This window comes from Faecalibacterium sp. An58, assembly GCF_002161515.1.
Taxonomy (GTDB): domain Bacteria; phylum Bacillota; class Clostridia; order Oscillospirales; family Ruminococcaceae; genus Faecalibacterium; species Faecalibacterium avium.
Window position 1 is genome coordinate 1 of sequence record NZ_NFHX01000032.1, and the last position, 25,389, is coordinate 25,389.

Annotated in this window: 21 protein-coding genes and 4 pseudogenes; 3 read left to right on the top strand and 22 right to left on the bottom strand. The window is 50.7% G+C overall.

What is annotated here, in order from left to right; translation table 11 throughout:
* Positions 1 to 229 precede the first annotated feature (229 nt).
* Together B5G12_RS14435 and B5G12_RS12620 are read left to right on the top strand one after the other, a co-directional pair.
* Positions 230 to 823: a hypothetical protein gene (locus B5G12_RS14435; RefSeq protein WP_144064152.1), complete on the top strand. Its 594-nt coding sequence runs from the start codon at positions 230 to 232 to the stop codon at positions 821 to 823.
* A 508-nt stretch (positions 824 to 1,331) separates the two neighbouring features.
* Positions 1,332 to 2,354 (top strand): annotated as a pseudogene (locus B5G12_RS12620) (IS256 family transposase); the annotation flags it as partial.
* 63 nt (positions 2,355 to 2,417) lie between these two features.
* Here B5G12_RS12620 and B5G12_RS12625 read toward each other — a convergent pair.
* The 17 genes and pseudogenes from B5G12_RS12625 to B5G12_RS12690 form a co-directional block, all read right to left on the bottom strand.
* Positions 2,418 to 3,134, bottom strand: a pseudogene (locus B5G12_RS12625) (type IIL restriction-modification enzyme MmeI); the annotation flags it as partial.
* A gap of 245 nt (positions 3,135 to 3,379) precedes the next feature.
* Positions 3,380 to 4,768 (bottom strand): phosphoglucosamine mutase, encoded by a 1,389-nt coding sequence (glmM, locus tag B5G12_RS12630; protein WP_087325228.1) that lies wholly within the window; start codon positions 4,766 to 4,768, stop codon positions 3,380 to 3,382.
* A 28-nt stretch (positions 4,769 to 4,796) separates the two neighbouring features.
* A pseudogene (locus tag B5G12_RS15240) lies at positions 4,797 to 4,874 on the bottom strand (UDP-N-acetylglucosamine 2-epimerase); the annotation flags it as partial.
* 304 nt (positions 4,875 to 5,178) lie between these two features.
* On the bottom strand, positions 5,179 to 6,603 hold the full coding sequence (locus B5G12_RS14440) for a lipopolysaccharide biosynthesis protein (protein ID WP_144064153.1): 1,425 nt from the start codon (positions 6,601 to 6,603) through the stop codon (positions 5,179 to 5,181).
* A gap of 18 nt (positions 6,604 to 6,621) precedes the next feature.
* Complete coding sequence (locus tag B5G12_RS12635) at positions 6,622 to 7,779, bottom strand: glycosyltransferase WbsX family protein (RefSeq protein ID WP_087325229.1); 1,158 nt, start codon at positions 7,777 to 7,779, stop codon at positions 6,622 to 6,624.
* A gap of 59 nt (positions 7,780 to 7,838) precedes the next feature.
* Positions 7,839 to 9,047, bottom strand: coding sequence for an O-antigen ligase family protein (locus tag B5G12_RS14445; RefSeq protein WP_144064154.1), 1,209 nt, complete (start codon positions 9,045 to 9,047; stop codon positions 7,839 to 7,841).
* Positions 9,048 to 9,112: 65 nt separating this feature from the next.
* Positions 9,113 to 10,342 (bottom strand): glycosyltransferase, encoded by a 1,230-nt coding sequence (locus B5G12_RS12640; RefSeq protein WP_087325231.1) that lies wholly within the window; start codon positions 10,340 to 10,342, stop codon positions 9,113 to 9,115.
* 15 nt (positions 10,343 to 10,357) lie between these two features.
* Positions 10,358 to 11,680, bottom strand: a complete 1,323-nt coding sequence (locus B5G12_RS12645) for a glycosyltransferase (RefSeq protein ID WP_087325233.1) — start codon at positions 11,678 to 11,680, stop codon at positions 10,358 to 10,360.
* Positions 11,681 to 11,734: 54 nt separating this feature from the next.
* Positions 11,735 to 12,889: a beta 1-4 rhamnosyltransferase Cps2T gene (gene cps2T, locus B5G12_RS12650; RefSeq protein ID WP_343286642.1), complete on the bottom strand. Its 1,155-nt coding sequence runs from the start codon at positions 12,887 to 12,889 to the stop codon at positions 11,735 to 11,737.
* The gene (locus B5G12_RS12655) at positions 12,886 to 13,656 is read right to left on the bottom strand and encodes a sugar transferase (protein ID WP_087325235.1); all 771 of its coding nucleotides are present in this window, start codon (positions 13,654 to 13,656) and stop codon (positions 12,886 to 12,888) included. Before B5G12_RS12655 ends, cps2T begins: the two co-directional genes overlap by 4 nt.
* A 204-nt stretch (positions 13,657 to 13,860) precedes the next feature.
* The gene (locus tag B5G12_RS12660) at positions 13,861 to 14,367 is read right to left on the bottom strand and encodes a hypothetical protein (RefSeq protein ID WP_087325237.1); all 507 of its coding nucleotides are present in this window, start codon (positions 14,365 to 14,367) and stop codon (positions 13,861 to 13,863) included.
* Position 14,368: 1 nt separating this feature from the next.
* Complete coding sequence (locus tag B5G12_RS12665; RefSeq protein WP_087325239.1) at positions 14,369 to 15,136, bottom strand: CpsD/CapB family tyrosine-protein kinase; 768 nt, start codon at positions 15,134 to 15,136, stop codon at positions 14,369 to 14,371.
* Complete coding sequence (locus B5G12_RS12670) at positions 15,133 to 15,975, bottom strand: YveK family protein (protein WP_087325241.1); 843 nt, start codon at positions 15,973 to 15,975, stop codon at positions 15,133 to 15,135. Before B5G12_RS12670 ends, B5G12_RS12665 begins: the two co-directional genes overlap by 4 nt.
* A 17-nt stretch (positions 15,976 to 15,992) precedes the next feature.
* Positions 15,993 to 17,012, bottom strand: a complete 1,020-nt coding sequence (locus tag B5G12_RS12675; protein WP_087325243.1) for an LCP family protein — start codon at positions 17,010 to 17,012, stop codon at positions 15,993 to 15,995.
* Positions 17,009 to 17,737, bottom strand: a complete 729-nt coding sequence (locus B5G12_RS12680) for a CpsB/CapC family capsule biosynthesis tyrosine phosphatase (protein WP_144064155.1) — start codon at positions 17,735 to 17,737, stop codon at positions 17,009 to 17,011. The genes B5G12_RS12675 and B5G12_RS12680 overlap by 4 nt, the downstream gene beginning before the upstream one ends.
* Positions 17,727 to 20,069, bottom strand: coding sequence for a Helicase associated domain protein (locus B5G12_RS12685; RefSeq protein ID WP_087325247.1), 2,343 nt, complete (start codon positions 20,067 to 20,069; stop codon positions 17,727 to 17,729). Before B5G12_RS12685 ends, B5G12_RS12680 begins: the two co-directional genes overlap by 11 nt.
* A 58-nt stretch (positions 20,070 to 20,127) precedes the next feature.
* Positions 20,128 to 21,330: a tyrosine-type recombinase/integrase gene (locus B5G12_RS12690; RefSeq protein WP_242956040.1), complete on the bottom strand. Its 1,203-nt coding sequence runs from the start codon at positions 21,328 to 21,330 to the stop codon at positions 20,128 to 20,130.
* Positions 21,331 to 21,511: 181 nt separating this feature from the next.
* Here B5G12_RS12690 and B5G12_RS12695 point away from each other — a divergent pair, with 181 nt between their 5' ends.
* The gene (locus tag B5G12_RS12695; protein WP_087325248.1) at positions 21,512 to 21,748 is read left to right on the top strand and encodes a helix-turn-helix domain-containing protein; all 237 of its coding nucleotides are present in this window, start codon (positions 21,512 to 21,514) and stop codon (positions 21,746 to 21,748) included.
* Positions 21,749 to 22,012: 264 nt separating this feature from the next.
* Here the strand turns inward: B5G12_RS12695 and B5G12_RS12700 are convergent, their stop codons facing one another.
* From B5G12_RS12700 to B5G12_RS12720, 5 genes and pseudogenes are all read right to left on the bottom strand, one after another.
* Positions 22,013 to 23,395, bottom strand: coding sequence for a relaxase/mobilization nuclease domain-containing protein (locus B5G12_RS12700; protein WP_087325250.1), 1,383 nt, complete (start codon positions 23,393 to 23,395; stop codon positions 22,013 to 22,015).
* Between the two features lie 21 nt (positions 23,396 to 23,416).
* Positions 23,417 to 23,674, bottom strand: coding sequence for a hypothetical protein (locus B5G12_RS12705; protein WP_087325252.1), 258 nt, complete (start codon positions 23,672 to 23,674; stop codon positions 23,417 to 23,419).
* Between the two features lie 97 nt (positions 23,675 to 23,771).
* Positions 23,772 to 24,104 carry a plasmid mobilization protein gene (locus B5G12_RS12710; protein ID WP_087325254.1) on the bottom strand — a complete coding sequence of 111 codons (333 nt, stop codon included), beginning with the start codon at positions 24,102 to 24,104 and terminating at the stop codon, positions 23,772 to 23,774.
* Complete coding sequence (locus tag B5G12_RS12715) at positions 24,101 to 25,129, bottom strand: DUF3849 domain-containing protein (RefSeq protein WP_087325256.1); 1,029 nt, start codon at positions 25,127 to 25,129, stop codon at positions 24,101 to 24,103. Before B5G12_RS12715 ends, B5G12_RS12710 begins: the two co-directional genes overlap by 4 nt.
* A pseudogene (locus tag B5G12_RS12720) lies at positions 25,126 to 25,389 on the bottom strand (hypothetical protein); the annotation flags it as partial. The pseudogene B5G12_RS12720 and the gene B5G12_RS12715, both read right to left, overlap by 4 nt.

The following is a 25,389-nucleotide window of genomic DNA, read 5'->3' on the forward strand; positions in this document are numbered from 1 at the left end:
CTGCCACCTCATGAGGGTCGAATATTTTACACCGGCCTGTGCGCACCATTCCCGTTTATTCTTCCCACTGCGGGCGCACTCCCGCAGCAGGTTGAGGTAATGCTGCTTTTTTAGTTCCCGATATTGGTTGCTCATTTTTTACCCCCTGTGAGACTTCTCAGATTTCTAAGACTTTTGATACTTTGTCTTATTTTCTCACAGGTTGGTACTTTTTTACAGTCGGGGGATTATGGAGCGCTTACGCTGCACCGACGCCACGGCGGCTTTCCGCAAGGTAGACGCCGCGGTACAGACCGCATTGCTGGAGGCTGCAAGAAAGCGCCACCCGAAGATGGCGCTTGCAAAACTCAAAGCTAAATATTGGTATCAGGAATCAGATGGCCGGTATTGCTATGCCCTTCCAGATGACAAAAGCGTCCGCCTCATTCGGCTGGCCGATACCGTTCTTCTGACTATAAAAAAGCCAAAAACCAATGAGAACCCGTTCACAAATCGTGATTACCACGAAAACCGCCTGCACACGCGGGAGATCCGCAACGTGGCAGGTCCTTACCGCGCCATCTGGGAGCGCCAGGAAGGGCGCTGCTATTCCTGCGGCCGGCCTATTTTGGTAGATCTGCAAAAATCGGACGCTGAGCGACACCTGCACGGAGTTTTAGCGACACTTTCACGCTGTAAAGCGACATCTCAGGGAAATTCCTCTATAATGGTTACGCGCACCATCTATGTGCGACTAATCATCATTCATGGAGGAAAAAATGGTAAATTACAAAGAAATTCTCTACCGATTGTCACTGAACCAGAGCTAGCGGCAAATCCGTAACAGCGTGCATTGCTCCGATAACACGATCCGTGCAGTACAACAAGCGGCCAAAGATAGGAATCTAACCTGGCCCCTCCCCGACGACATCGCCAACGCCGAGCTGGAACAGCTTCTCTTCCCAAACAAGCACAAGGCATCCAGCCAATACGCCGAACCAGACTATCCGTACATCCACCGCGAACTGGCCCGGTCGGGCGTGACCCTGACGCTGCTCTGGGAAGAATACTGCGCGAAGTGCAATGAGACCGGTCAGAAGCCGTACATGAGCACCCAGTTTGGCGAACGGTACCGCCGTTGGGCACGCGTTACAAGGGCAACCATGCGCATCCAGCACAAGCCGGGGGATGCTATGCAGGTGGACTGGGCTGGCGACTCGATTCCTGTTCAGGACCCGGTCACGGGCGAGCAAAGCGCAGCCTACGTAAGCGCCTCACGAAACAGTGTACTTGCCAAGCCCAGTCTCCCAGTGAGAAAATCGTTCCATGGAGTGGCTGTGTATTTTTAAGACCGCTCTCAAAATTACACGGCCATTACATGGAATTATTCTCTCACTTGGAGACCGGGTTTGACAAGTACGCTGTTTCGTGAGGCGCTTACCATTATTGAGCGGTATCGCCGTCGGGAGAGCAGTGTGGAAGAAGCTCTCATTGAGATGTACCTGGCAGGCGTATCCGTCCGGCGCGTGGAGGACATTACCGAGGCGCTGTGGGGCAGCAAGGTATCTCCGGCCACCATCAGCGAGCTGAACAAGAAAGCGTATGCCCACATTGAGGATTGGCGCAACCGCCCTCTGCAAGGTGGGCGCTATCCGTATGTCTATGTGGATGGGATCTACCTGCGCCGTAACTGGGGCGGAGAGTTTGAAAATGTGGCCATTCTGGTGGCGATCGCGGTGAATGAGGACGGATACCGTGAGGTTTTGGGTGCCGCCGAGGGCATGAAGGAAGACAAGGCCAGCTGGGGCAGCTTCTTCCAGTGGCTCCGCAGCCGTGGCCTGGATGGAGTCAAGCTGGTGGTTGGCGACAAGTGTCTTGGTATGCTGGAGGCTGTGGGAGAAGTATTCCCAGAGGCCAAGTACCAGCGCTGTACCGTACACTTTTACCGTAATGTGTTCTCAGTAACGCCTCGCTCCAAGGTGAAGCTGGTGGCAAAGATGCTCAAGGCGATCCACGCACAGGAAAGCAAGAAAACTGCCCGGGAGAAAGCCAAAGCCGTGGTGGAGCAACTGCGCTCTATGAAGCTGAAAGAGGCGGCCAAGAAGGTGGAGGATGGCATTGAGGAAACGCTGACTTACTGCGATTTTCCTAGCGAACACTGGACTCGCATCCGTACCAATAACGTCATTGAGAGACTCAACCGGGAGATCCGCCGCCGCACTCGCGTGGTGGGCAGTTTCCCGGACGGCAACTCCGCCCTCATGCTGGTCTGCGCCCGGCTGCGCTATGTGGCCGGCACCCAGTGGGGCAACAAGAAGTACATGAACATGAAGCACCTGGAGGCTGCCCTTGAGGATGCCTCCATTGCCGGCTGACTTCACTCACACCAGAGTCTGCAAACCATTTTGCGAAAAATACTTGACACTACCTCTAGTGGCGATGTTCCGCTCGGCGATCCGCTTGAGGTAGTTGTGGAACTTGCCGTGCCCGCCAAAGATGCCGGCATCCTCGGCGTACAGGCAGAACACCAGCCGGACGCAGAGCATATTCAGGCTTTTCAGGCTGTGGGGGTCGGCGGGGTCCTTGTACTGCGCCAAGATTTTGTCATAGAGCGCGCCCACCAGCTCGCCGGCCTGCAAGGAAATGTCCATTTCCTTTTTCACGTCGTCGTTGCCGATGTCCACCAGAAATTGCAGGCGGTAGTATTCCTTCTCCAGGTCTTTGAGGTAGATGATCTCCGGCTCGCCGTTGGGCCGCTCCATGTCGTAGACGTTGAACTCGGCAAAGTTGCAGGTGACGATCCACCGCGGCCGCATGGAATAGGGCAGCTCTGCCGAGTACCGCTTGGCCTGCTGGAAGGGGGTCAGCTTGGACCCGTCCGACTGGGTGATGGCCTTGCGCAGGTCCTTGCCCAGGCTCTTTTGCTCGATCATGACGTGGGTGGCGGGGATGGTCCCGTCGATGAAGCTGGTGTGGTCGAGGTGCACCTGCTCCTCAAACGAGATGAACTCCCCGGGGTGCTCCACCCCGTACACATCGTGCAGCAGCGACAGCCAAAAGGTCTGGCTGTCGCCCTTTTCATATCCGCGGTCTTTCCAGACCTGGGCAAAGCGCTTCGCGGCTGCCTGCTGGTCGGTGGTCTTTTTGTCTGGCATCTGCGGCCCCTCCTGTGTGGTTTTGTTTTATTGTATCACAGCAGAGAGGATTGTGCAAAGGAAGGGCAGGCATTTGGCCGCATTTGCCGCAAGGGGCGGATGCAAGGCCAGCCTGCAACAATTTACCAGAGTTCACACGCGGGGCACCTCATAGGCGGCGCGCACCAGGTCGTACTGCGCCGCCTGTTTGCGGTACCGAGAGGTTGCCGTTGTTGCCGTCCCACAGCTCATGCCAAAACGCGCTGTCATGCGATGCCGTAGCCCTTGGCGCGGATCACGGCGGCCACCTCATCTACATACCGTTGGCAGGTGGCCTGCTCCGGCGCTTCCACCATGACCCGGACCACCGGCTCGGTGCCGGAAGGCCGGACCAGGATGCGGCCGGCGTCCCCCAGAGTCTCGGCCACTTTAGCCACCGCGGCCTGCACATCCGGGTCGGCCTGGGCCGCCTGCTTGTCGCTCACCCGCACGTTATCCAGCACCTGCGGATACACCTTAAACGGCGCGGCCAGCTCGCTGAGCTTCTTTTTGCGGGCCAGCATGACCTCCATCATCTTGAGGCTGGTCAGGATGCCGTCGCCGGTGGTGGCATACTTGGAAAAAATGATGTGCCCCGACTGCTCGCCGCCGATGCGGCAGCCGTTCTTGGTCATGTACTCATAGACGTACTTGTCCCCCACAGGGGTCTTGGCGTAGCCGATGCCCAGCTCGTCCAGCGCCTTGTACAGTCCGAAGTTGGACATGATGGTGGTGACGATGGTGTTGTTGGTCAGCTTGCCCCGCTCTTTCATGTAGCGGCCATAGATGTAGAGGATGGCGTCGCCGTCCACCACATTGCCCTTCTCGTCCACACAGAGGCAGCGGTCGGCGTCGCCGTCATAGGCGAAGCCCACGTCCAGACCCTTTTCCACCACGAACTTTTGCAGCCCTTCAATGTGGGTGGAACCGGCGTTCAGGTTGATGTTCAACCCGTTGGGCTGATTGTTGATGACGTATGTATCTGCCCCCAAAGCATCAAAGATGGATTTTGCAATGTTCCAGCTGCTGCCGTTGGCGCAGTCCAGGCCCACCTTCACCCCGCGGAACGAGTAGATGCCCAGGGAAATCAGATAGCCCATGTAGCGGTTCCGGCCCGCCACATAGTCCACCGTGCAGCCGATGCGGTCGCGGTGCGCGAAAGGCAGCTCAGGCCAGTCCTTATCAAACACATGGAGCTTGCCGTCCAGGTAATCCTCCACCAGTTGCAGGGTCTCCTCGTCCATCTTTTCGCCGCAGTAGTTGATGAGCTTGATCCCGTTGTCGTAATAGGGGTTGTGGCTAGCCGAGATCATGATGCCACAGTCGAAGTCATCCACCCGGGCGATGTAGGCCACGCTGGGGGTGGTGGTGACGTGCAACAGATAGGCGTCCGCCCCCGACGCCACCAGGCCGCCCACCAGCGCGTACTCGAACATATACGAGCTGCGCCGGGTGTCCTTGCCGATCACGACGCGGGGCGGCTCGCTGTCGCCGCTGCGCTCGCGCAGCATCCCGTAGTACCACCCGAGGAAGCGCCCGATCTTGTAGGCGTGGTCAGCCGTTAATGCAATGTTGGCTTCCCCGCGGAAGCCGTCGGTGCCGAAATACTTGCCCATAAAAAATACCTCTCTATCTTTTGCAATATCAATATTTTCTCCACACCATCTTATTCACAACCCCTGTATAGCTCTGGATGATCTTCACCACCTTATCCGACCTATTTTTAGAGATAGTAACGCTGCTCAGAATGCAGACGGTATGCCCTCAGAACGTCGGCCATCCTATACGCATAGTCACTCGCACTTTACGTTATCAGCGCCTTTACCAACAAAATTCAAGCACACACTGAAGTATTAGATGCTTTCCCTCTATAACAAGATGGTTCACTGTCGCCATAGCGCTAACGCAACAACCTTATACAGTACCAACTAAGGAAATCGCTAGCTTTACAGGCAAGGTTTGCGGTGAGTTCAACGTTGGCTTCCCCACATAAACTACCAGTGTAGAAATGCCCCAGTATCTACACTCATCCACCTTTTTTTAACAGATTTCCTGATATGCTTTTAATAGTAAGCCAAACTTCTTGCATCCCATTTCGATTCACAATTAGATAAGATAAATAAGCTATTAAATAAGTCAAAAATCCCCTAAATCCTTGTATGCTTCCACTACAAATAATAAACGTTATACTCATTATAATCTCTAACAATATATCTCTATACACCGCCACATGTATTTCTTTGGTCAACTTCATTTCCAGTCTTATACAACGAAATGCTAATAAAACAACAATAGAAATCACCGCAAGTGTCAGATTTTGCAAAATAAAAACCGATACAATCGTGCTCAGTATTGCAATCAACAAAGTCAATACATTAGTTTCTAACAGCCATCGTTCTTTACGAATCGCTTTTATATATGTTTCAATCAATAAACTTGTCTTACTCTCAAAAATACACATTGGAAATAATAATGCCATATAACGAAGACCTTCATTATACTGGGGCAACCACAATGACAACAATTTTCGAGCCGGATAATATACCATCAGCATTCCAAACAAGGGAATCATTAAAGCAATTCGTAAGCTACTATATATTTGCGGCAGCTTGTTCGCGGGAATCCTTTTTAATACAGGAAACACAACCAAAGCAATTGCACGAATAAGAACCATCAAGAAATTAGAAGCCGAAATAGTAAATGCTATTTTACCGAAAACTTCGACACTCCATTTCTCCTCAATAGCCAACTGGACGACTCCAATAATAAGTGAGCCAGCAATGTTGGCGATCACTAATGCCACACCAATTTTAATATTTAATATAGCATCATGAACCGCATCTAATATTTGAGGAGGTTTTGAAAAAATAATATCTCTACAATAATAAAATGTCCCAATAAAAGTAATCAGCTTGCCCAGCATATCAGCGGCAACAAGAGCAATATATGTACTACCATTTGAGATAACGATTAATCCAACACATATTGCATAAAAAAATCTTCCAACCAACAATGATATAGCATACTCTTTTACTCGGTTTGTTGTTTGCAGCAAATATTGGAGCAAGGTACACGGCAAACAAAACGATATTTCAAGTGCCACACAGCATAGTATTATTTTTTTGTCTAGTTCATTTGGCATCAGTAATGCCATCATTAAGAAAACAATACTGATTATAATTTCAAATATAAAATTCAAACGGCATTGCCCGCTACATGTTTTTTTATCCAGTTTATTATAATATTGTCCTCCATACTTTAAAAAAATCCCATCTGCCCAACCAAAATGCAAAACTCCGATATATCCCGAGTACAAAAGATACAGTTGAAAGTACCCATACTGTTGGACAGTCAAAATCTTAGGAGAAACAAAAGTAACAACCACTGCCAATAAGAAGTTGATTAAATTCGAGCAGATACTATACGACAAATTTTTGAGCAATGCTTTCATTTTAAATTATTTTCCTTCTCATCTAATTGGAAATTCTCCGGTATCAATGAGTGCATGTTTTACAGCAGACAGCATCTTGTATTGATTATCCTCATCAGGTTCAAGATATCCTGATTCTGCCCATTCATTCCACGCGAATAGTACCATATAATTTTGGTGATATACAGTCTTTGCATGTATAATTTGTCTTTTGAGATATCCATAAAATTTTTCTGGTGTCACTCCAACAGCAACCGAACCAGCCTTTCCTTTTCTTGAAGTATTGTCCCAATCAACAAACGCTCCTGGAATAATATTCCCACCTTCCGGCTGGAGACTTAAGATTTTCTCCCATACCTCGTCATATGAGAATCTTTTTACGTCACGTTGATTTCTTCTTCTGTGGATATAAATTCCATAGTTTTTTTGAAGCCAAGAGGACAATTTGAACATCTTGTTAACGGTAGTTTCTTTCGCGGCTTGGATAAAGTTTCTGTTTTCTACTTTTCGAGATAGCGCGAAATCTGGTTGAAATTCCATCCCATAATCAAACAATTCTTTCTTAAACTTCGGATCATTATAATTTCTAACATGTTGAAATGCAAATGTAATACCATTTACTCCGTTCTTTTCTGCCAATTCTCTCCAACATTTTAAAAACGGCTCAAGATATTTTTCCATTAAGTAAGGAACATAAATAATCATCAACGGTTTATTATCAATGCGGATATATCTCTTGTCTTGAAAAAAGGGCAGCAAATACATAAAATGATTTATCCAATCTTCTTTATCCGAAAAATCCTGTTCCATTAAAACTCGGTTTTCACTGGAGACCCATCCGTTTGTCCATTTTTCATTAGCCCAGCAAATACAAAATGGCATTTCAAGCGTTTTATCTTTTAAAAAGTTTTCTACTGGTTGTTCGAGAAGCAATTTTCCATTAAACCAATAATGATAAATTGAAAATCCAAAAATACCATATTCTTTGGCGAGATCAATTTGCCAACGCCAAGTTTTATTCCCATCATCAAGGAGATTATAGTAATTATTATTTAGTGGTCTTCTAGGTTGTCTGTGCCCCTCAAATAATGGTCTTGCTTTTTTCACATTAGTCCATTCTGTAAAGCCCTTTCCCCACCATTTGTCGTTTTCAGGAATGCAATGAAATTGAGGAAGATACGCAGCTATAATATTCATATGACGACACCTCTAGCAATTAAAAGAAACTACGGTTTTACCTCTAAGCTCTATATTAATTAAAAGTCATCCTTGCCATTATTACTATTTTCAAATCTAGCTACAAAACATGTTATTATAGCCCAAGGTAAAATATACATACTTCCAAAATAAACGCCCTGGACTGCAATCGAAGTAAATGCCAAAGCAACAACGATTCCTATATATAAATTTCTTTGAAATATATCAAATTCTTTTTGCTTCGACACAAATAATAATTGCATTATAAATAACATAATATATAGTGTCAGTCCCACCAGACCACCTTTAATCAATGCTGTATAATATCCGTTGTGTAAAAAAGGTAATTGTGATTCTCCAGTTACAAGCCAGGCATAACGCGTTTCCACTGTCGCCCCAAATCCTTTTCCAAACAATGATTCAAATCCTGAATAATTCAAAAATGTTTGTCTGGCACAGTATACTTCATAACCTCTCCAATTTTGTACAATGTAGTCAAGTGTCCATCGATTGCTTGCACTAATTTCGCCAAAAGAATTAATCAGTTTATGATAGAACGTTCCAAACACATCTGGAAGAAAAATCACCACTCCCATTAAGCCAAAGCCAATAAGTGCTACAATTCTTGCGATGTTTTTTATATTTTTTCTTTGGAAACTCATCGGGAGGAAAAGACATCCCAAAATGAGAAAAAGTGTACGCGAAAAAGAAAGAACAGATACCACAATTTGCAATAATAAAATAATTTTATCTATTTTGCGACCAAAAAAACATCCAGACATCTCAGACGGAGGAAGTGTAAAAATAAATATTCCTAATGCCAACGCCCATTGTGCTTGTAGTGATCCGTCTGAAAAAGCGCCAAATGTAGTAGCCCCATTAAATATTCTTATAAAAGCATTAAATAGCAAAATAATAGTTATTGACGTTATTGCTACTGCTGCGGTGTACCACATTTCTTGCAATTTAATTCTACATGCAATTTGATATACAGCTAACCACTCCAGTCCATAGACAGAGATCAATATAATATCTCTTATAAAAAACCAGATAGAAGCATTTTCGACGAACAATTCTTTTAATCCTGCTAATAAGCACACAACAACAAACACAATATAACATGTGCTCCCAGGAAATAAGTGAATTTTAATCTTCCCGTGATTTTTTAAAGCCTCAGTTAGCACAAGCACCGCTACTAAAATAAAACGGGTATAGTTTCCGAGATTCCCTGGAATTGCAGTTGACACTATTAGCAAATACAATTCCATAATAAATCCATGCTTTTTATCATTTATTATCATTTTAATTTTGATTCAAATTATTCTTTTCTATATTATTCTGGATCATTACACATTTTTTCGATAAAAGACGCCACACCTTTAGCTGAATGAACCTTGACCAATCTTTCGTGAGCACGTTTTCCTAGAGATTTAATCTCATCATTGGACATATTCATCAACATCATTGTATCTTGAACAAATGCTTCGGCAGCTTCTTTTGGATTTTTCCCTTCTAGCGGAACTAAAATTGCTGACTCATCAGATAATGTATCATGCATTCCATTCGTATCAAAGGCTACAATTGGTAATTCAAAGTGCATAGCTTCTAGCAAAGACCAAGATGCACCTTCTTTTAAACTTGGAAATACAAATATATCCGATTGACTTACTGCTTTTAATAATTGCGCCCTTTCAACGTTACCGTAAAAAATGACCGTCTTTTCCAAGCCATTCTCTTTGGTTAATCTTTTAAGCATCGGGGCCATGTCTCCATCACCTATAATATGTAACCGTGCATCGGGAAACTTTTTAGTTACTACGGCCATTACAGGAATAAGAACCGGAAGATTTTTAATATCACAGATTCGCCCTGTATATATAATATTTTTTCCACTTCCCTTATCAAGAATATCTCCTGTATCATCTGGATAATAAAAATCTTTTTCTTCTATAACACATGCTTCTAAATGTACAACCACTTTTTCTCGGATTAATTTTGGAAAAAGATCCTTTGTTGCAGATGTTCTTGCAATTATAATTCGAGCATGTTTAGCTGGTTTAGTAACCCACGGTATCCACCACATTCCCTTTCCCATATAATATTTACATTGGTGAATAATCCGATTTTTTAGCGGGAATTCATCCCAAAACTCCTTTGGAACTTGTTCTGCCCCACCCACTGGTCCCCATATAAAATCTACAGGGAGCTTATACATCCATGTGGGCAAAAACATGTTGCCCCAAGTAATATGCCATACATAATCGAAGGTGATTTTCTTACACAATCTTTTCGCATACCGGTATGCAACGTACTGCCAATGTATGTACTCTAAATATATTGTACACTTTCTAAGTCTTTTTGAAGAATCACAGTAAAGGAAATGAATATTATTCGCTATATCTCCTGGAAGTTCAACTGCCTCAATATATGGTTTCATTTTCGATCTGGTTAATACATATACTTCCGCATTTTTAGCTGCCTGAATAGACCAGTTCCATCCTACACCCGGCTCACTCCCCTTACCTGGCTGACATGAAAATGCTGACATGAGAATCTTCTTCATTTTCTATCCCCTCATTCAACATACAGAATACAGAACTTTTTTTATTTGTAAGGTATGTCTTTCCATAGAAATCATATCTTGAGAAACCTGGGGAACTGCATGAGATTTTAACATACAATTCGCAAGATCCTCAGCAGAGTCATGTTTGAATATGTCTTTCTCACTGAGAAACTGTTTTGCGCCAACCAGATCAGAACAAATAACCGAAACTCCATGAGCTATTGCTTCCGTCACCACAAATCCAAATGTTTCATAGCACTGACTTGGAACAATTAGTATGTCAAACGAAGACCAAACTATATTTTCTATTTCTTGCGTATATGTTCCCCCGTTATGGATATGTGGATTCTTAGATTTATATTCGTGATAATCCGCCCCATATAACCACAACTCATAATTAGTAATATTTTTATCTTCTATAATTGAAATAGCTTTCAAAAGGACCTCTAATCCTTTATATCGCTTCGGACCTCCTACATATCCAAAACGGAGCATATTTTTATCTAATATATGTTCTTTCTGTTCAATTCCTGCATGGGTAATTCCAAGTTGACAGTAGTTACTGTTTGGACTAAATTTCTGGTAGATATTTTGTGCTGTTATACTATTTGCATGTATTTTGTTCATACACCGCAAAATGTCCAAATAATATTGGCGAAGTCTGCCGTATTGCTGTTTCTTACTCTCACTCAAGCTTTCATCTATCATATCCGTCTCAAATCTTTCTTGTTCCATTTGTTTAACTTGCCAAGATCGTATTTTTTGAACAATACAGTTGTACTTCAACTTCTCATAAAGCCTTGACTGCATAATATATTCTTTCGCTTCAGAAAATCCACGTCCTTGATTGCACAATGCACATTTGTCGTCTTTCGGGCCCGAACATACTGTCCCATTGCGCTGAAGTAGCACACAGCATGGACAGAACGGATAGTAATCGTGCGTTGTAAAAACCATTTTAATTTTCAGTTTCTGCGCAATCTCAAAAAATTCTTTATGAATTCCTTGAAAACTGTGAACATGTATAATATCCGGCCTGTTTTCAAGAAGAAATCTCTGATATGCTTCTGGATTTTTGCATGGTTTCATATAGCGGATTGGATCTGAAATACCGCTAGTCAACGCAAGTGGAAGTGGATTTACTATTCTAAAAACTTGGAACTCTATATTCGCTGTTTGTTTGATTTTAGTATTTCCTCCTAAAGCAAATTCTCCTGGGTATAAAAGTGCTACATTTTCCCCTTGTACCTTCTGTTCTCTCATTAAATCCAAGCAATACCGATTTAATCCACCTGTTCTAAATGGAGGCAGCCCTAAAGAAACATGTAGAATCTTCATATGTTATCCTTATCTTATCCAGGAATAATACAACGCAATTCTCATATTATTCAATTAATTGACGAAAAATATATCTTCATATTTACCACAAATATTCTGCCAACTGTAAGCTTTCTTCACTCGATTCAAACTACGCCGATCCAAGTCTTTAATCTCACTTTCGCTCATTAAGTCAGCTCTTTCTATTACAGCAGCTAAATCACCTTCTGTTTTATTCCAATATATTGCTCCGTCTTCTCCAACTTCCTTATTAAAACCAACATCAAAAAGCAGATTGATTTGTGTACTTGCCAGCGCCTCTAATAAACTCGGGTTTGTTCCACCAACTTCATGTCCATGTAAATAACCGTATGCGTTCTCTCTAATTTTTTTCAATAGCTCCTGGTCATACACCGTTCCCACAAACTTGATTCGACTATCGTTTTCAAATCCCGTTTTTCTATTCAATTCTTCATAAAAATGATTATGTTCAACATTGGTAATAACAACTAGGTCTTTTTTTGTTTGGCTTCGCATGAATTCAGTTATCATCGTTTCATAGTTATTCTCTGGGACAAAACGACCTACAATCAAGTAGTAATTACTCTTAGACAATTCATATTGACTGTACCATTCATTCAATTTACTATCGCTACACTGAGACCTATCAGTATATGCACCGTACGCAATATATGTAGTATCTTTTACTTTTTTTCCATATGTGGACTTAATGTATTTTTCGATACTTAATGAATCGCAAATAACCAAATCACTTTTTTCCACCAGACATTTCTCACAGTATCGCAGAAACACCTTAGCAGGTGCGCTCCACTTGCTGCGTTTCCACTCTAAACCATCTGGATTACAGTAGATTTTCACGCCAAGTCTATGCAATTTTTTTGCATGCGGAATAAGTAAAGGCCCAATTCTACAACCCAAAATGTAAACAGTAACCTTCTCATTGCGATGCTGCTTAGCCCACTCCTCTACTTGATCCAAAACCAGTCCAACATGAAAAATACGCCCAGGTGCTCCAGGGAGAGGAACTCGTACATTAAAGCAATCCGCGCCATTATGCATAAAATGTTTCTCATCATTATTCATACAGGACACATGATACATAATGTTGGCGTTTTTCTTTCCTGCCGTCAAATTTTCAACGAATGTTTCAAATCCCCCGTACTGGGCCGGAATTCCTTTACTGCCAACTATAAAAACATGTCTCATCATACAACTTCCTCTTCTTCATCATTTTGCACATGGGTAAGCAGCTCGCTCTCCCGCAGCAGCACGATACTCTCCCGCCGAATCTGCGGGTCAATCTTCCCATCCACGATACCGTGATGCCCCAGCACAACAGCCACGCTTTTCAGGATAATTTTTATATCAAAAAGCAGGCCCACTTTTTGCACATATTCCCGGTCATAAAATACCTTGTCATACACATCGACCGTATCGCGCCCATTCACCTGCGCCCAGCCTGTAATGCCGGGCTTGACCTGGTAGATTCCATACCAACGCCGCAGGAAGCGGATCTGACGCTCCGTGTACACAAGCGGCCGCGGGCCGATCAGGCCCATTTCGCCGCGCGCCACGTTGATGAGCTGCGGCAGCTCGTCGATGCTGGTATCGCGCAGGAAGCGTCCCAGCTTTGAAATGTAGCGCTCCGGGCTTTCCAGATCGCCGGTCGCCACATTTTTGGGCGCCGAGCTTTTCATGGTGCGAAATTTCACGATGTTAAAACAGTGCGCGTCTTTTCCAACACGTTTCTGTTTGAAGAAAACCGGCTCATCCGGCGCGCTCATCTTTTGCGCAATACTTACGACCAAGAACAGCGGCGAAAGCAGCACCAAAGCCAGAACTGCCATCAACCGTTCCAATATGCCGCGTATTTTCAGGTATTGCTTTTGGCCTGCCGTCATCCTGACATAATATCTTCCGAATTTGATCGGCTCCCATGAGCCGTTGTGGGATTCGATCCCCCAACCCTGCTGCATAAACTTTCCCCTTACACTCCCAAAATCGCCCGATAAACCCAAGTTTTACCCAAAAAGGCAATAGAAAAGAAAGGGCCGCCCTCCTCCACGTTTCGCGTGTCCGGAAAGCAGCCTTTCAAACGTTCTTCTGTTGGTTGCCGGGGCGGCCCTGCGGGAAGGCTGCTTGTTCCTGCGCGGGGTCACGGCCGGCAAACGGTACGGTCCTTACTGCGCCACAGCCACCCGGACATACAGGATGATGGTGGTGGAGTAAGGCAGGGTAAAGGTCGCGCTGCGATCGCCGAAGGTGACGGGCAGGTAATGCCACAGGCCGTCGCTGCCCAGATACATCACGAAGCCCTCGGTGGCGGCGGTCACGCCGGACAGGTTGCTGAGGGTGACGGGCGCAGCGCCCTCGGCGGAGATGGAGACCTCGCCGATCTCACGGGCGCGGTACTCGTTCACGTCGGCTGCGCCCAGCTCGGCCTGCACGCCGGCCGTCAGGCCCAGCTCCAGCGCTTCCAGGCCCTCCTGGGTGGTCTCGGCGTCCTGGATGGTCTCGAAAGCCTCGGTCGCCTGGCTGGTCTCGCCGGTCTGGCCCTGGGTGGTGTAGGTGACATCAGGGGTCTCGGTCTCCGCGCCGCCAAAGGGGCTGGCGACAGCCGCCCACGCCGGCATCACCATGCTTGCAGCCAGAGCGGCCGCCGCCACTGCAGAAAGGATCTTTTTCATATTACTTACCTCCATTGCTGTTCGATTTATCGTGAGCGGAGCCGTGGCCGTAACCATAGCCGCCTCGATAACCTTTATAATAGTAGTTCGAGTGATAATAGCGGTGATAATACGCGCTGGAGCGATTGTTTACGTCGGCGCGGTTGAGCACGATGCCCAGCAGCGGGCTTTCGGCCCGGCGCAAAAGCTGCACCGAGTTCTCCACCACCTTGCGCGGGGTGTCGCCGCTGCGCACCACCAGCACGCTGCCGTCGCAGTGCCGCGCGATGTTCAGCGCGTCCGCCACGCTGCCCAGCGGCGGCGTGTCCACCAGCACATAGGGGAAGCGCTCCGAACAATAGTCCAGCATCTTGGTGAAGTTGGGGCTTTCCAGCAGGATGGTGGGGTTCGCAATCGCCGATGTCACCGGGATCATGAAGCCGTTGGGGATATTGGTTTTGTAAATCACCTCGTCCAGCTCGGCCTTGCCGGCCAGATAGTGGGGCGCACCCAGCAGCTTTTCGTTGCGCACGCTGCGGATGCTGTACTTGCGCCGCATCTCGGAATTGCGGAAATCGCAGTCGATGAGCAGCGCCGGCGTGCCCACCTCGGCCATCATCTTCCAGAGCTGCATGGTGATGAAGCTCTTGCCCTCGTTCGGGACGCTGCTCGTCACCATGATCACCTTAATCTGGTCGCCGCAGAAACTCAGGTTGATGCGCAGTTGGTTCAGCGCTTCCGTCACATCGAAAGGAAGCTGCGGTAATTTGTTGATCTCCAGTTCTTTCATTTTGCTCCCTTTCTCTTGAAGAAGCCGCGCTTTTTCTCCGGGCGGCCAAAGTCCCCCAGGTCCGCCTCCGGGATGGTGGCCAGCGGCTGGACGCCAAAGTAGCGCTGGATGTCGTCGGGCGTCATGAAGGTGTCGTTCATCAGGTAGCGCACCAGCAGCACGCCACAGCAGAGGATGGCCCCCAGCATCCCGCCCAGCACCACATTCCGCGCCGTGCTGGGGCTGGCTTTTTGCGTGGGTACGATGGCTTCCTCGACCAGATTCGGCTCGTCGGTCTCCATGATCTGGGGCAGGTAGATGCAGGCCTGCTCCACCAGCTCGTTGGCGGTGTCCGCCGCCTGCTGCGGGTCTGGGCTGGTCACAGTGATGGCCAAAATGCGGGTGTCCGTCGCGTTGGTGATCGTGATCATGCCTTCCAGCGCGCGGGTGGTCATCGGCTCGCCCTCGGCATTGGTCAATTCCAGATTTTCGATCACGTCCTCCAGCAGCGGCCGGCTGAGCATCAGCTCCTGATAGTCGGCGGTGAGCTGCGCGCCGATCTGCAGGTCGGTCAAATTGACCACCGAGTTATTGGACGCAGACACGATGTAAATACTGGATGTCGCCTCGTACAGCGGCGTGATCAAAAACTTTGTGACGCCGAAGGCGGCTATCGCCCCCAGCATCAGGCAGAGGATGATCTGCCAGGCGTGGCCCCAGAACAGGTAAAAGACCTCCACCAGGTCGATCTCGTCGTTTGCGGGCGGGCGGCGGACAGCTTGCGCGGCCGGGGCGGCCTGCGCGGGCTGCGCGTTCTGGCCGGCCTGTATCGTTGTCTCGTTGACGCTTTGTTGCTCCATGTTGTACGTTCTCCTGCTCAAATTTCGTTGTAGAACAGCTGCAAAATCGTCTCCTGCAAACTGTCCTCGTCCAGATGATAGGCCCAGTGCTCCCCCTCGACCACGTTCTCGCCGTCGATGGTCAGCACCTCAAGCTGCGTGTAATCCTGCATCCGCTCCCCGATTTCAGCGGCGGTCCCGCTGGCGATGTCCGTCACCATGTAGTCGGCCAGGGCATCGTAGGCTTCCACCACAAAATTGGCGTCCTTCTGCATTAATTTTTCTTCCAGCGCCGTCATATACTGGCGCTGGCGGTTCATGCGGGCGAGGTTGGTCTCGTCGTCGATGTTGGCGCGGCTGCGGACGTAGGTCAGCGCCTGCTCGCCGGTCAGGGTGATGGTCTCGCCCTGCATAAGGCTGGGGTCGGTGGCCGAAAAGTCGGAGGTGACGGTCAGCGTCACCCCGCCCACCAGGTCGGTGAGGATGCCCACCGCGTCCATATTGACGGCCATATACCCGTCGATGGGCTGGTCGCCCAGCAGCATCGAGACGGCCAAGACGGTGTTTTCGCAGCTCTGCTCGCGGCCGTTGCCGTAGTAGTGGGCGAGGGCGAGCTGTTCGTCCTCGTAGGCCACGATGTCGCCGCCCACCCCCAGCACCGGCACCCTGACGATGCTGTCGCGGTTGAGCTGCAAAGCCTGCCAGGTTCGTGCTTCATTGTCCAGCACCGCGACGATCTGCACATCGGCCTGGCCGCCGCCGGCGTAGCTGTTCACCCCAACGGCTGCGCCCATCGTGTCGATGCCCATGAACAAATACGTTTCCAGCTCGGGCCGCTGCCGGTAGGTCTTACCTTTATAAGTAAGCTCCTTGAGCTGTGCCGCCTCGCGGTGGTCGTTGCCGGGGCCGGTGTCCGCCACTGAGACGGCGTTTTGGCTGTCATCCCAGCGCTGCAAGGCGTAGGCCCCGCCGCCCAGGGCGGCCAGCGTCGCCACGGTGAGGCCCGCGGCCTTGAAAAAGTCTCTGCGGCTAATCCGCCGCCTGTCCGAATGCCTCATGTAGTCGCGTTCGCCGTCTGCCGGGTCAGATCAGCGGCGTTCTCGTCCATCTTGTCGAGGAACGCGCTGCCCAGCTTCTGGATGACGATCTTTCTCCCCTCCTTGAGATTGGGTGGCCGGGTGGTCAGGTTGTGGCAGTCGCTGCCGAGAAGCGGGATGGGCGCTTCCCGCAGCAGGTTCAGCCCCACGCGCCGGTCCATCCAGTGCAGCAGCGTCCCGGCGTTCACCTGCAAGCTCACCGGCAATTCCTCGAGCTGCCGCAGCTTTTGCCGGTTGCCCTTGCTGGAACAAAAGCGCTCCGGGTGGACCAGCACCACGCTGAACCCGCGGTCCAGCACAAGCGCCGAGACTTCTTCGACCTGCAGATCGGTCCAGTCCGAGAAGGGCATCTCCAGCATCAAGGTTCGGGTGCCCTGGATGCACAGCCGGCCGAGGTCCGGCTTCTCGCTGATGCCGGAGAAAAACGCGACTTCCGCCGCCGGCAAAATGCGGGGCAGGCCCTCGGGCAGGTTCACAAGCAAGCGGTCCAGCGCGTCCGCCCGCCGCGCGCAGAAGGTCTCGATGGAATTTTGTTGCCGGTAGTAGTGGGAGGTGGCGCAGACGGCGCCGACGCCCTGCTCTGCCATCCGGCGCAGCATGGCGACCGACATCTCCACCGACTCGCTGCCGTCGTCAAGCTGCGGCAATACGTGACTATGCAGGTCGATCCATCCTCTATCCTGCATGGAATTGATCGGTCCTTTCTGTCTGGCCCAGAAGCCGTTCCAGTTTATGGCGCTGGTCCGGCGTCAGCTTTTCGGGCGCGTCCCGCAGGCGCTGCCGCTGGGTGCAGAACCACCGGTTGAGCCAACAGCCGTCCGCCGTCTTATAGAACGCCGGTACGATCAGGGTACCGTGCTCTTTCTGATAAGCGAGCAGGTCGTCGAAATGCCTTTGCCAGGCGTCGCCGTCCCGCCAGTCCATCCCAATGGCGTCCAGAAGCTGTATGCGTTCGGGGCTTAAAGGCTTCCGGTTGACTTTGCCCTTGCCTGAAAGAGTGCCTTTGTAGGCCATCCGCTGGCGCACCACCCACTGCCCCAGCCGCAGGCCGTCGGGCGTGGTGTAGTCGTAGGGAACTTCCAGTGTGCCGTACTGTTGGTAATAGCGTTTGGCCGCCTCGTATGCCTGCCGCCACTGGCGGTCGTTGCGGCCTTCCCACAGCATCCCGATGGCTTCCAGCCGCTGGACCTTATCGGCAGGGAGCGCGCCTTCCAGATAGGCAGCCCGCTGGTTTTCCAGCCAGGCCCCCAGCCGAACCCCCGACTCGGTCACGTACTTCTTGGGGAATCCCAAGTTGCCGTGCTGCTCGTAGTAGGCCGCGGCTTCGGCATAGCAGCGCTCCCATTTGGCGTCGATCGCGTTCCAGACGATGCCCAGCTGCTCCAGCTCGGCCGCCTGTTCCTGCGTCAGACCTCCGCCCCGGTAGCGGGCGCGGGTGTTGCTGAGCCAGTTGCCCAAGGCAAACCCCGTATCGTCTTTGTATCCGGCCGGGACCTGCAAGTCGCCGTAGGTTTGGCGGTAGCGCCTGGCGGCCCCCAGCCCGCGGGACCAGGCGGTCTCGGAGCGGGTCTCCCAGACCATCCCGATGCTGTCCAGCTTGTCGATCTGCTGCCGGGTCAATGTCCCAAATTGGAGCGTGCCCTTGCGCAGCCGCCGCTGGGTCTGGACCCAGTCGCCCAGGCTCAGGCCGCCCGGCGTCCTGTACCGCAGCGGCACATTCAAGTCGCCGTGCTCCGCATAATAAATGCGGGCCTGGGCGAAATAGTGATCCCATGTAGAGGAAAGGCTGCTTTCCAACTGCTCGAACAGCAGCCGGCAGTCGTGCACCTGTTCGACCACCTCGAAGCGGTCGGTGACGATCTTGTCCCCTTCGCCATTGGCATAGAGCCGCTGGACGGCAGTGGTCATCTCCTTTTGCAGCCCCGAGATGCTGGAAAGCCCCTCGAAGTTGTTGACCACATCCAAAATCAGCGGCGTTTTTGTGCAGCCAGCGGTCAGTGCCCGCCCGATCTGCTGTTTATAGATGATGGGCGACACGGTGGGCCGGAACAGGATCACCCCCGAAATCCCCTCCACATGGACGCCCTCGTTGAGCATATCGATGCAGAATAGCAGTTTCAGGTGATTACCCGCGTCCGCCTTAAAGGCTGCAAATTCTTTGCTGGCCTCCGGGTCGCTGGCATAGGCGGTGTAGACCTTGACGTCTTTGTTCACGCCCGCAAACCATTCCGGCACATGGGAGACCATCTCGTCCATGTGTTCCTTGCCTGAGCAGAAAACAATATACTTTCCCGCTTTTTCTGTGATATGCTTTGCAAACACCCTGTCGAGGCCGTCCGCCTGTTCCAGCGCGCGGCGGAGGGCGTCCAGGTATTTCTGGTTGGCGTCCTGAATGCCAGGGCTCCGCAGGCTGTCCACTTTGGCCTGATACCTGGCCAGCTCGTTCTGATAGCGGAACACGGTGGTGACGTACTTCGGAGCAGGCAAAATCCCCCGCACGATAGCTTCGCCCAGGGTCATTTCGGAGGCGATGTGGCCGTCGAACAGCTCCTCGGCCATATCGCGGTTATTGTCCAGATAGCGGACGTTGGTGGCGGTCAGGCCCAGCAGTTTGGCGTCGGAGCAGAGGGCCAGCAGCTTTTGGACGCTCTCGCCCCAGCGCTCCGCGCCGGCCCGGTGAAATTCGTCCAGGATGATATAGGCGGGGTGCAGGGCGGCGATCTCCGCGAGCTGCTCGGGCGTGCAGAATAAAAGCTTGGCGTAGGTGTAAAAATGAACATGTCCAAGCTGAAAATCCAGGCTTTGCTTTTGCAGCCCCTCGATCTGGGTCTTGAAGATGTACTCGCTGGGCGACAGCCACAGCACCGCCGCATCGGGATGATCCTCGATCAGCTTGAAGGCGATGTAGCTCTTGCCGGTGCCGGTGGGGTGGACCACGGCGGCTTTGCCGTACCGCTCCAGCATGGCCGCGGCGGCCTGATAGGCTTTTACGTTATGTTCAAATAAGACCAGCGCCATGTCCATACCCCCTTTCGCACCCAAGGGGTATCTTCCATCTGAAAAATGGAGGTATTTGTCAGGCCAAGCTATGTACCTGCGTCGGCCGCTTTTTCCAAACAGCCGAAAAGACGCGCTGCATCTCGAGTTTTTTGCGTTTCATGTCGGTGTGGACGTACCGCTTGAGAGTGATGTTCGCGTCGGCGTGGCCCAGTATTTCGCTCAACGTTTTGATGTCGCACCCGGTCTGCAGGCAGGTGGTGGCAAAGGTGTGGCGCAGGGCATGGGGATGCACCCGCCGGACGCTTGCCCGGCGCAGATAGCCCTGAATACTCTTGCGGTAGCAGCGTGGCTCCACCGGCTTCTCGGCATTGCCGGAGAGAAACCAGACGTTTGGCTTTGCATTGCCCCGCAGCTGGCGCAGCAAAACTGCCAAGTCGTGAGGAATGGGGATTTCCCGGCCGGAACTCTTTGTTTTAGGCGTCTGTACAACGATTTTGGTTTTCCCTGCGCCGCAGTAGATGCGGCGCACCGTGCGGCGTATGGTCAGCGTACCGGCTTTGAAATCGAAGTCTCTCCACTGCAGGCCGCACACCTCGCCAATCCGCAGACCCAACTGCATTTGCAGGAGCAGACCAACTTTGCGGGGCGTCGGCGCGGCCAGCACAAAGTCCCGAAGCGCCGCCTGTTCCCGCGTGGAGAGGGGCTTGGTCTGGGCGCGTACTTCCTGCGGCAGCTTGACAAGAATCTCGATGGAGCGCATCAAGTGCAGGTGCGCCGCATATTTGCAGATGCGCCGGAGCAATGTCAGGCACTCCCGGGACGAGGACGCACCCAGAGGTTTGTGGTTGCCTTTTGTGGCACAGATCACATCCAGAATGCCCCGTTCCAGACGCTGTTCGTCCAGGGAGGATAAACTGATTTCTCCAAAGACAGGCAAAAGATAACGGTTCAGCGTGTAATTGTAGTGAGCCAGCGTGGACTCTTTGACTCCACGCGACACCGAAAGCAGCCACTGCGACGCCAAATCTGCAAATCTTACAATTTTCCTGGTTTTATCATGAATCTTTTTTGACATAGCGTCCTCCCTATGGTAATTTGTGACATTTTTCATGCGTTCTGTTCCTACATACAGTTTAAAAAGGACCCGAAACAAATCAATTGCGCCAAAAATCAGATGCTGTGGGGACTGTTTTTTAGAATATTCTCGCTCTGCTTCCCCTTGCAAGAGCTGCAGAAGCATGATAAAATACTCATATAATGTTGTGAGAATAATCGTCATATAGGTATCCTCCATTTTTCAGATGGAGGGTACTTTTTCTTTTTACCTGCATCTTGAAATCTTTCTTTTTAATCCCCCGTTTTGAATGCTAAAAAGCATCTGTTTTGTTTGATTCTCTCTTGAATTACGCAATTGCGTATGATAAACTAAAATGAAATCCATATTCGAGGTGAGACTCTGTATGACGATCAAAGACGCTGTTGCGCAGCACTTTCAGGATCTGTGCCGTCAGCGCGGCATTTGTCCGTATGAATTGGCCCATCTTGCAGGCGTGACGTCATCTACTGTTTACAGTATGCTAGACCCCAGCCGACAGCAAATCTCCATCACCACCATCAAGAAATTATGCGACGGTTTGGATCTTACACTGGGGCAATTTTTTACTTGTTCTCTCTTTGATGAGCTGGAACAGAAATAACAATCAAAACGATAGCGAAAGCTGGAGTTTCAATGCGAAAGGAAAACGTAGTTGCGGCAAGCAGTGCGACCTGGTACCAAGTCGCGTTTTTTGCATCGTGTCCTTCCGGCCCCGTACAAAATGCTTGTTGGGAACTTTCCCAAACCCTTCTCAAACTGCATCCACCGGATGCAGGCTGCGCGTTCCTTCGGAACGCTTCCATCTCCATACAAACAAAAAAGCACGCCAAAGGCCGACGCAAAATCGACCTTTGGCGTGTTTCGTTTACCGGCTCTGCTGCCGGTCCGACTGCGGTGTCTCATCTGCGAAGAATCGCTCGATATTTTTCTGTGCCCGCAAAAGCCGCTGCATCTCCTCCCTGGCCTTGCGGTATTCCGGGTAGGCTACCTTCTTCTGCTTGAGCAGTTCAGTGTACTCGGCGTTCAAATCTTTCACCTTGGGCAGCTTTTTGATACCCTGCTTATCAAAAAATTCTTTGGCTGCCTGGTGCAGCAGAATCTCTGCTTCGTGCTCGGCGCGGAACCGTTTGCTGTACCCAGCCTTACGGTAGGCAGCGTACACCTCACGGGTCTTGGCATAGTGGACGATCTGCGTCCTCAGCTCCGATATTTCGGTCATCCGCTTCTCTGCGGCTTTGATCGTCTCCTGCAATTCATGGAAACGTTTGACTGCCACATCAGCCTTGTCGTTCAGCTCATCCATGTTGGTGAGCTTGTTCTCCTGCAGAAAGATCAGCGTTTTGGATATTTCCTTCAGGTTGAACTTTTTGGCCCATCGCTGGTAGCCCGCTCCTCTCCCCTGCTTGGCGGCAAGGTCGATCAAGAGCTGGAAAGCATCCTCTTTTGCTGAACCCACCGGTCTCTGCCGCGGGCGGTGTTCTGCATTGCCCTCCAGCACAGCGCGAATTTCCTCCTCGCTGTAACCTTCCCCTAAGGTCCGAAAACGGATAAACCGCTTCTGCCGTTTTCCTTTTACCGAGGTATGTTTGCCCCGCTTGACCTCGTAGCCCTCCTGTTCCAGCTTTTGCAGAAAGGCTTCAAAGTCGGAAGGCTTGTCCCGCAAGATGTTGTCGATTACCGCGCAGAGGCGGTCTCGGTTGCTCTTCTTGGGCGGGTAGAGAGTACGTTTTTGCCGCTCACGGTAGGGCTTGGTTTCAATCACCGACAGCTTGTGCTCCAAACAGATCACATCGCTGAGACGCTGCACTGCCAGCCCCGACAGCAAAAAGTCCCGGAACTTCCTGCTGCCGTCCATGGAGGTAGAGTTATAGAGAATGTGATTATGAATGTGCTGACGGTCGGTATGGGTACAGACGAAAAACTGGTACTTGCCTTTTGTCCAGCGCATGGCCAGCTCATAGCCCACCTTGTTGGCTTCTTCCGGCGTGATCTCGCCCGGCTTGAAGGATTGCCGGATCTGGTAGGCAATGACGTTATTTTTCTGGCTGCGCCCAGTGGATTGCTCGTATTGCCGTTTGCACAAAAGAAATTCCTCATCCACTGTCAATGGGCTGCACCCGTAGCTGCTGACCAGTTCGCCGCCGTCGGTTTTCTCCGGGTTTTGAGCGTAATCGGTGCGGCTTTTCAGGCAGGCCGCAACACTTTTACCCCTGTTCTGGTGCAGTGCAATGAGCCGTGTGGCTGCCAGTTTCCTTCACCTCTTCCCTCTTTATTGAAGCATATGCTCCCGATCTTCTGCGCCCTGCAAATAAAGAGCCTCGCAGAGCATCTGCTCTGTTTTTCCAGCTAGATCGGACATTTTCAAATACAAGTTCCATGTTTCATTATCAACGCGCGCCTGCAGTTCATCCTCCATTTCCCTCACCATTTCTTCCGCCTTATGATAAGGAATGTTGCCCTGCACTGCTACTTCTGTTCTTTCAGGCAAAATGTTACGGTAGAAAAAGCACATAAAATCACGATCCATTCGTCCGGTCCTCCTTGCTGACCTTTTATTTTGCAGACTCTTTTCAGTCCGTTTGCAGTATAAAAATAAGCCGCAGCCTTTGCAAGGATGTTGCGGCTCATAGGGCGGCCAGCTGCGCCAAAATTTGTTTGGCGAGACCGATCAATTCATCCAGCCGCGCCCGTAAGTCCTCTATATCTGTCTGGTAAACGCGGCCGCTCTCGTTGGCACGCTTGGCGTACTGGTTCAGGTTGTTGCTGCACATTTGCAGCAGGTAGGCCATTCGGTTCAGTTCCTTCAAGTCAAGCCGGATGCAATAGCCATCCAGCGCCATTTTCCGAAGATATGCCCCGATGCTCACAATGCCCAGCTCCGCCATCTTGACTTGAATGCGGTCCAGTTCCGGCTTGCTGACCCGGAAGTGCAGCTGCTGGTCGCGGCGACCCCTCACCGCTCCGGCTCCTTCTTTTTGGTCGCAGCCTGCACGGACGTTTTTTTCTCCGCCTTTTCCTGCGCCTGCTTGAGCCGTTCCCGGATAGAGGCGCGGGGCGGCTTCTCTGCCTCCCGACGCACCTGGGTCAGGAACACATCTACCAGGCCGGGGTGACTCTGAACAGAAAAATCCCGCCGGTGAGCAAACAGCGGATCGGCCTTTGCTGTTTTGGCCCAGGCTTTGTTGTCCTGGGAAAAGCGGCCGTCCCATTCGTTCTGTTGGAGAGTACCAGCCAAGACATACAACACCCGCTCTGCGCCAAACTTCTCCACCACCTCTCGGGCCGCCGCGCTATCCAGACGGCTGCCATCGTAGTAGCAGGCTATGGCCTGCTCGATTGCCAGCTTGCACTCCACATTTTCCTGATATTCAGCCCTTGCCAATGACAACTGGATGTCTTTCTCATCCACCGCCACCAGCTCCTGAAAATCCAGTCCTTCCAGCTCGTTTTCAATCAGCTCCTGCAGCGAGCTGTACTGCCGGGTATCCAGCGGCTTGCCGTCCAGTTCCCGCTCGATCTTGTACCCTTCCAGATCCACATGGACTTGCAGGGGGATATCTTCATCGCCCACGGTGGTGTAGGCGATGTTCACCCTGCTCAAGTCGCTGAAATCCGCATGGGAAGCATAATCGTAAGTGCAAAAATCGTCGATCAGGGTTTTGGCGCGGTCCAGTTGTGCATCCAGCACGATATTCGCTCGGTCTACAACGCAGCTCCATACTTCCTCCATGTGGCTGCTTTCTACATAATCCAGTTCTTTATACACATCCGCCAGCGGCGCAGGCGAGGCAAGCAGCGCCGCTGCCTGAGCATCGGTCAGGTCGTTGTGCTCCAGCGAAAGCAGAATGTCCTCCCGCATAACATACTCATAGGCGTGGTTCAAAATTTCCTGCGGCGGCTGGGCCAGCAGCCAGTCCCGGAACTGCTCCTGTTCCGTAAACATCTGCTTGTAAAGGGTGGTGTTCCACTGTTCATTGGTCATCTCTCGGGTTCCTCCTTCTTCTGGAATTTATCACGGGCAGGCTTCTCAGCTGCGGTGGCTTTCAGCCCGGCCAGCACCGAAGGGCGGTGTTCCTCGCTCTGCTCGTCCTGTTCAGCTTCTGGTGTGTCCTGCTCCGGCTCGGGGCGGCCCTCCATGTTCAGCAAGGTGTCCAGCTCGGCCAGACGGGCGGATTTTTCAGCCAGCTCCGCTTCTTTGGGGAAAGGCTTTTCCACTTCCACTTGCGCCGCGTCCCGCTGCTG